3 protein-coding genes and 1 pseudogene are annotated in these 7,132 nt (G+C 77.5%); all 4 read right to left on the minus strand.

Annotation, left to right across the window (positions count from 1 at the left end; translation table 11 throughout):
- Positions 1–83: 83 nt before the first annotated feature.
- Positions 84–215, minus strand: a pseudogene (locus ABD353_RS26220) (IS5/IS1182 family transposase); the annotation flags it as partial.
- Between the two features lie 2,168 nt (positions 216–2,383).
- A complete protein-coding gene (locus ABD353_RS26225; RefSeq protein ID WP_344626139.1) occupies positions 2,384–3,562 on the minus strand; it encodes a VWA domain-containing protein in 1,179 nt (392 codons plus the stop codon).
- Positions 3,559–5,919, minus strand: coding sequence for a DUF5682 family protein (locus ABD353_RS26230; protein ID WP_344626140.1), 2,361 nt, complete (start codon positions 5,917–5,919; stop codon positions 3,559–3,561). Before ABD353_RS26230 ends, ABD353_RS26225 begins: the two co-directional genes overlap by 4 nt.
- Positions 5,919–7,001 carry an ATP-binding protein gene (locus ABD353_RS26235; protein WP_344626141.1) on the minus strand — a complete coding sequence of 361 codons (1,083 nt, stop codon included), beginning with the start codon at positions 6,999–7,001 and terminating at the stop codon, positions 5,919–5,921. The genes ABD353_RS26230 and ABD353_RS26235 overlap by 1 nt, the downstream gene beginning before the upstream one ends.
- Positions 7,002–7,132: the final 131 nt, after the last annotated feature.

The following is a 7,132-nucleotide window of genomic DNA, read 5'->3' on the forward strand; positions in this document are numbered from 1 at the left end:
CCGCCGACCCGTGTCCACGCGGGGACGGCTCGGCGAGGTGACCGACGATCGAGATCACCCCGGTCCTCCAGCGGCAGGCTTCATGGTCGGCCTCTGCGCACTGCGTCGGCGCCCTCGCGGCGGAGCATCGTGATCAGCCTGTGGAGGTCGCGCGGGCTCAGCCCGGCGAACGGGGTTGTCCAGGACGGTTCCGACGCCGTGATGACACCACCCATTGGCGAGATCATCCCAACCGTGATCAAGCACCGGACGGTCTCTGACGGTCCGCCGACGGCAGGGTTGCTCCGCCGCACGGTGGGCGCCGCTCCGGACTCACCCGCTCCCGACTCACCCGTGGCGGACGGCCTCCCGGTGCGCCTCGGTCGCGACGGCGACCCGGACGGCGGCGTCCGCCCAGCCGCGGACGGCGGCTTCCGGGTTGCCGCTGCGCAGCGCGTGGCCGAGGGCGCGCAGCAGTTCGGCGGTGGTGGCCAGGCCGCCGCGGCCCAGCCGGTCGGCGGTGCGCTCCAGGCGGGAGAGGGCGGGCCCGTCCGGGTGGCGCAGTCCGCGGTGGGCGGTGTCGGCGAGCGCGGCGAGGGCCTCGGCGAGGCCGGCGGCGGGGGGGGGGGGGGCCCGGGGGGGGGGCGGGGGGGGGGGGGGGGGGCGCCGCCGCCGGGCGCCAGGTCGGGGACGACCACGGCGGTGCCCGCGAGCAGCGCCACGGGCTCCAGCACGGTACGGCCGGCGACGCGTCCGACGGTGGCGCTGACGTGGGTGACGGTGCCGGAGGCGAGGGCCGCGGCGAGCGTGTCGAGGGCGCCGGGACAGGCCGGGTCGTAGGTGGCGGCGAGGGTGGCCGGGTTGCCGGCGGCGTCCCGGACGGCGTCCTCCAGGCGCTGCTCGGCCGCGTCGTAGCGGACGTCCTCGACGGCGGAGAGCTCCACCACGTGCACGGACTCGGCGGCGATCCGGGCCCGGATCAGCCGCGGCGGTCGGCCCTCCAGGCTGCGCAGCCGGGCGTCCAGGTCGGTGAGCAGCAGCGGGGCGGGCAGGTCGGTCCACGCGGTGCCGACCGGGGAGACGGTGGTGGCGGCGATCCGCCCGCGGCCGAGGCCCAGTTCGCGGGCGGCGCTGCGGACCGCGCTCTCGCTGACCACGTTCCCGGTGGCGAGGGCGGCCAGGCGGTGGCCGGCGATCCGGCGGGCGCCCAGCGCGTGCCCTGTCGGCGGGGTGCCGTCCGCGGGCAGGTCCCAGCTGCGGCGCAGCACCAGGACCGTCCCGGCGGCCGGGTGGGCGAGGTAGACCTCGGCGGAGCGGGCCGTCGCGGTGCCGCGCACCCGGCAGCCCAGTGCGGTGAGGCGGACCCGGCGCAGCGGCGTCTCGGCGGTCTCCCGGACGCCCAGCACCTCGGACGGCGACGCCCCGGAATGTGCGGTGGCGCGGTGGCGGGCGTGCAGTTCGGCCAGGAGCAGGGCCGTCTCCTCGGGCCGGTGGTCGGCGGCCCGGGCCGCGTACGCGTCGAGCTGGCCGATCAGGTCGGCGAGCACGCCGGCCAGCCAGTGCAGGGACCGGGCGGCGAGCTCGTCACGGACCCGGTGGAAGGCGGCGGTGAGGACCGGCCCGGCGTGCACGGCGCCGTCGAGCAGCAGCTCGCGGGTGAGGTCGAGCGCGGTGTCCAGGGCGGATCGCTGCGCGGCGTCCAGGACCGGCGGGGTGCCCGGGTCGGGCTCGGAGCGGCCGCCGAGGGCGACGGTCGGTCGGCCGTCGGCGGCGCGGAAGGCCCAGACCGCGAGGGCGATCATCTCGCCGCGGCGGTCCTGTGCGGCGTCGGTGACCGCGAAGCCCAGCTCGCCGGGGACGGGGAAGCGGACCGTGCAGGCGGCGAGTTCGGCGACCGGCTGCGAGGCGTCCGGGCGCGCGTGGTGCAGCCGGGCGGTGTAGCCGCGCTCCAGGGTGCGGCGGGCGGCGGCCACGGCGCGGGCACCGACGGCGGCGGTCAGCGCCTCGTCGTCGAGCGCGCCGGGGGACCATGCGGGGGTTCCGGGCTCCTGGGAACTCTCGGGGGCGCCGGGCCCGGGGGAGCTGTCGGAGGTTCCGGGCCCCGGGGAGCTGCCGGGGGCGCCGGTGGCGGTGCGTTGGTGGGCGAGGACCAGGGCGATCCGGTGGCGGCACACGCCGGGTGCGCCGCAACTGCAAGTGCCGCCGTCCAGCCCGGTGCCGGGCGGCAGGGCGACGGTGCTGCCGTCGGGGCAGGTGCCGCGCAGCGTGCCGTCGGGGTCGAGCGCGGGCACCGGCCCGTCCCCGGCGTCGACCTCCCGGGCGGCGCGCTTGACCAGGCCGCGGTTGGCGAGGGCGGCCAGCGTCTCCGCGTCCAGGGCCAGCAGGTCGGCGCGGGTCCCGGCGCTCACCGGCCGAGCCTCTCGGCGACGAACTCGGCCAGCATCCCCGGTGTCATCGCCCCGACGTGCGCGCCGGCGTCGGCGAGCAGCCCGGCGAGCTCGCGGTCGTACGCCGGGGCCGCCTCCTCGTCCAGCGCGGCCAGGCCCAGCACCGTGGCGCCCTGCCCGGTCAGCGAGCGGACGGTGCGCAGCAGCCGGTACCGGTCGCCGCCCTCGTAGAAGTCGCTGATCACCGCGAGGATCGTGCGCCGCGGGTTCTCCACCAGGCCGGCCGCGTAGTCGACCGCGCGGGCGATGTCGGTGCCGCCGCCGAGCTGGACCCGCATCAGCAGTTCCACCGGGTCGGTCACGTCGGAGGTGAGGTCCACGACCTGGGTGTCGAAGGCGACCAGATGGGTCTTCAGTCCCGGCAGGCTCCACAGGCAGGCCGCGGTCACCGCGGAGTGGATCACCGAACCCACCATCGATCCCGACTGGTCGACCAGCAGGATCAACTGCCACTGCTCCAGGTGCCGGCGGGTGCGGGAGTGGAAGTGCGGGCGCTCGATCAGGATCCGCCGCTCGGTGGGACGGTAACGCCCGAGGTTGGCCCGGACGGTCCGGCGGAAGTCGAAGTCGCGGGCCAGCGGGCGCCGGCTGGGGCGCGCCGACCGGGCACCGGTGAACGCCTGGCGCAGCTCCGGGGTGAGCCGCTCCATCAGCTGCCGCACCACCGCGGCCACGATCCGGCGGGCCTGGCCGAGCAGTTGATCGTTCATCAGGTGCTTGGTGCGGAGCACCGCGCGCAGCAGGGCGGGGCTCGGCTCGACCCGCTCCAGCACCGTCGGGTCGGTGACGATCTCGTCGATGCCGTACTGCTCGACCGCGTCGCGCTCCAGCCGCTCGATCGTCTCGCGGGGGAAGAGGCGGTGGATGTCGTCCAGCCAGTCGACCGCGGTCACCCGGGACGGCTCCAGCCCGGCGCTGCGGACACCGCGGCGGTCGAGGTCCTGGTCGCGGCCGTACAGCCACTCCAGGGCGGCGTCGCGGGCGGCGCCGTCGGCGCTCGGGCCGCCGGTCCAGGGTTCGGCGGGGGAACCGAGGACCAGACGCCAGCGCTCCAGCGCCGGGTCCGGGGCAAGCTCGGCCATCGGCTCGGCGGTCGGCTCGGCGGACGGGGCGGGGGTCGGGTCCGGCGGGGTCACCGGGTGCTCCGCAGGCCGTGGCGGTCGAGCAGGGCGGTCACGTTCTCCTCCAGGGCGCGGGCGGCGGCCAGGTGCAGGGGGTCGGCGGTGGTGCGGAGCAGGCCGCGCCCGGAGCCGCGCAGACCGCGGCGCTCGATCAGCCGACGGGCGATCCGCTCCCGCTCGCGCGGCGGGAACCAGGCGAACGCCTGGCGCAGGGCCGGCAGGGCGATCAGGAACTCGGCGTCGGTGAGCTCGGCGAGGACGGAGTCCAGGACGGCCAGCAGCGAGCCGTCGCCGGAGTCGGCGGTGACCTCCTCGCGGGCGAGGGCGAACAGGCCGCCCAGCCAGTCGCCGAGCGAGCGCGGGTCGCCTGCGGCGTTCAGGGCGGCGGTGGGGAGGTCGAGAGGGCTCGGGGCGCCGGCGGCCCGGGGGCCGGCCGGGGTGCGCGGGTCGCCTGCGGCGTTCAGTGCGGCGGCCGTCGGTGTGGCCGTGGTGGCGAGGGTGAGATGGAGGCCGTGGGCGGCGCCGCGGAGGTCGGCGGGGGCGTGGGGGTCCCGGGTGATGCGGAGCGCGAGCGCGGCGGTGTCGGCCGGGGTGGCGGTGAGCTGCTCGGGGGCGTGGCGGAGCGCTTCGCGGACGGCGGCGAGGGCGGCGAGCCGGGCCGGGTCGGCGCCGGAGCGGCCGTGGGCGCCCTCGACCAGCCACAGGATGCGGCTGACGGCGCCCTCCAGGACTGCCGCGAGCAGCGGGCTGCGGGCGGTGCCGTACACGCGGTCGTGCCGCCACAGGCCGAGCGCGGTGGCGAGCACGGCGCCGAGCGCGCCCGGGTCCGGGTGGCGGGCGACGGTGGCGGTGAGCGTGGTCAGCAGGCGGTCCGTGAGGGCGGTGGCGCCGCACAGGACGGTGTCGAACAGCAGGGCGGCGAGTCCGGCGTCGGCGGATCCGGTGGTGCGGGCGCGTTCGGCGAGGACGGTCGCGGCGGCCTCGTCGAGGGTGGCGCCGTACGCGCCGGCCTCGATCAGGGCGGCGTCCCGGCCGGCCTCCGGTCCGGCCTCCCAGCGTTCGGTGGTGACCGGGTCCGCACCGTGGGCCGGTCCGGCGGTGCGGTGGCGGCCGGGCACGCCGAGGACGCGCAGCCGGTGCAGCGTCCGGCTCGCCGTCAGGCCGTCCTCGGTGGTGAGGTCGCAGGTCAGCGGGCGGGTGCCGGTGGCGCCGATCGCGGCGAGCCGGGCGGCGGCGTCGTGGACCAGTGGTGGGGCGGGCGTGTCGGGGTGCAGCCGTCCGGTGCGGGTGCCGCTGCCGGCCGCGACCATCTCCACCACCACGGGGTGGCTGCCCGGCGCGAGCGGGGCGCGTTCCGACCAGGGCAGCGGCTGGGTCAGGTCGTCCTTGACCAGTGCGCCGACCAGTCCGTCGAGCACGTCGGTGCGGGACGGCACGGGGTGGCCGCGCAGCGCGGCGAGGCCGCCGGTGAGCGCGGCGGCGGCGACCAGGTCGGCCGTGGAGACCGGGTGGCGGCGCCGGCGCAGCCGGGCGACGACGGACCGCCGCAGGTGGTCGGCGGCGGCCTCCGGTCCGTCCTCCCACAGCCACTGGTAGTAGGCCGGCGAGGGCATGCCGGACTGGTACCCGGCGAACGCGTCGAGCTGCCGGAACGAGTACGGCACCAGGAAGCTGCCGCAGACGGCGCCGGGCGGCGGCGCGGGCAGCGCGGGCCGGCCGGGCGCCTCGGCGGGCCGTGCGGCGAGGGTGCGCAGGGCGGGTGTGTGGAAGCCGCCGGTGACGACCAGCACGGTCGCCGTCCCCGCCTCGGCGAGGACGGCGCGGACCCAGTCGGCCATGTACGCCTCGCGGGCCCGGTCGCCCTCGTCCGCCTCGGCGTCGCCGCGGACCAGGTCGAAGTAGGCGTCCAGGCGCTCGGCCAGCCCCTCCGGCGGGGCCACCTCGAACAGGCCGTCCCACAGGGCGTCCACCGACCCGGTGCCGAAGCGCTCGCACAGCCGGGCGGTGGCCTCGGCGTACCGGGCCTCCGCGTCGGCGTACCGGTTGGCGCGCAGCGCGAACGCCGGGTGCCAGGACGGCAGGTCGACGAACAGCACCTCCGCGCCTGCCGCCCGGCCCTCCTGCAGCGCCACCCACTCGGGCGAGTGGTCGCACAGCGGCGCCCAGGTGGTGGCGGTGCGTTCGGCGTCGCGGTAGTGGCCGAACACGGCGATCGGCAGGTCGTGGCCGAGGGCCAGCTCGTCCAGCCGGCCGTTGAGGTCGGCCGGGCCCTCGACCAGCACGTACGCGGGCCGCAGCCGCCGGACGGTGTCCGCCACCAGGCGCGCGCAGGCGGGCGAGTGGTGGCGGACGCCGAGGAAGACCGCGGGCATCAGCCGGCCAGCAGGTGGCGGGCGTCGTGCACGGCCTGCCAGTGCGGGCCGCGCCGCCGCGGCACCCGCTGCTCCAGGTAGCGGCGCAGCCGGGCCAGGTCCTCCGGGCTGTCCTTGGCGGCGGTGCCGGCCAGGCTGGAGACCAGGTCGGCCGCGTTGCCGGGCTCGCCGCGCAGGTACCAGCCGCGCAGCCCGACCGCGTGGGCGACCGACACCGCCTCGGCGGTGCTCATCACCGCGGACGGGCGGTCGCCGCCCTCGGCGGCGCGCAGCTCTCGGAAGGCGGTGACCAGGACCTCCAGCAGGTCCCGGTCGGGTGCCGCGGCCACCCCCGAGCGGCGCAGCAGGTGCCCGGACTCGGCCTCGACCAGGGCGAGTTCGGTGTCCAGGTCGGGGATCGGGAAGACCGTCTCGAAGTTGAACCGGCGCTTGAGCGCCGAACTCATCTCGTTCACGCCGCGGTCGCGGGTGTTGGCGGTGGCGATCACGTTGAAGCCCTGCCTGGCGAAGACCATGCCCTCCGGCCCGTCCAGCTCCGGGACGGCGACCACCCGCTCGGAGAGCAGGGACAGCAGCGAGTCCTGCACCTCCAGCGGGCAGCGGGTGATCTCCTCGAACCGGACGATCCGGCCCTCGGCCATGCCGCGCAGCATCGGCGCGGGCACCAGCGAGCGGGTGGACGGCCCTTCGGAGACCAGCAGGGCGTAGTTCCACGAGTACTTGATCTGGTCCTCGGTGGTCGCCGCGCCGCCCTGCACGGTCAGCCGGGAGGTGCCGCTGACCGCCGCCGCGATCAGCTCCGACAGCAGCGACTTGGCGGTGCCCGGCTCGCCGACCAGCAGCAGGCCGCGGTTGGTGGCCAGCGTCACCAGGGCGCGCTCGACCAGCGCCGGATCGCCGACGAACTTGCGGGCGATGCCCGCCGCCGCGTCGCCGACGACGAACCGCAGGGCCGCGCGCAGGCTCAGCTCCCAGCCCGGCGGGCGGTGGTCGCGGTCCTCGGCGCGCAGCGCTGCCAGCTCCTCGGCGTACCGGACCTCGGCGGGCGGCCGCTGGAGCTGCTCCTCGGCGGTGGTGGTCATGGCGGCCTTCCCGGGGTGGTCCGTGCGGCTGTCAGTGCAGGTGTCGGTGGGGGTACAGCTATTGGTGGCGGCGGGCGGGTTCACGGCGTGGTCAGCTCGGTCAGGTCGGCGATCACCTCGGAGGCGGTCAC

It is taken from the genome of Kitasatospora arboriphila (assembly GCF_039528095.1).
Lineage (GTDB): Bacteria > Actinomycetota > Actinomycetes > Streptomycetales > Streptomycetaceae > Kitasatospora > Kitasatospora arboriphila.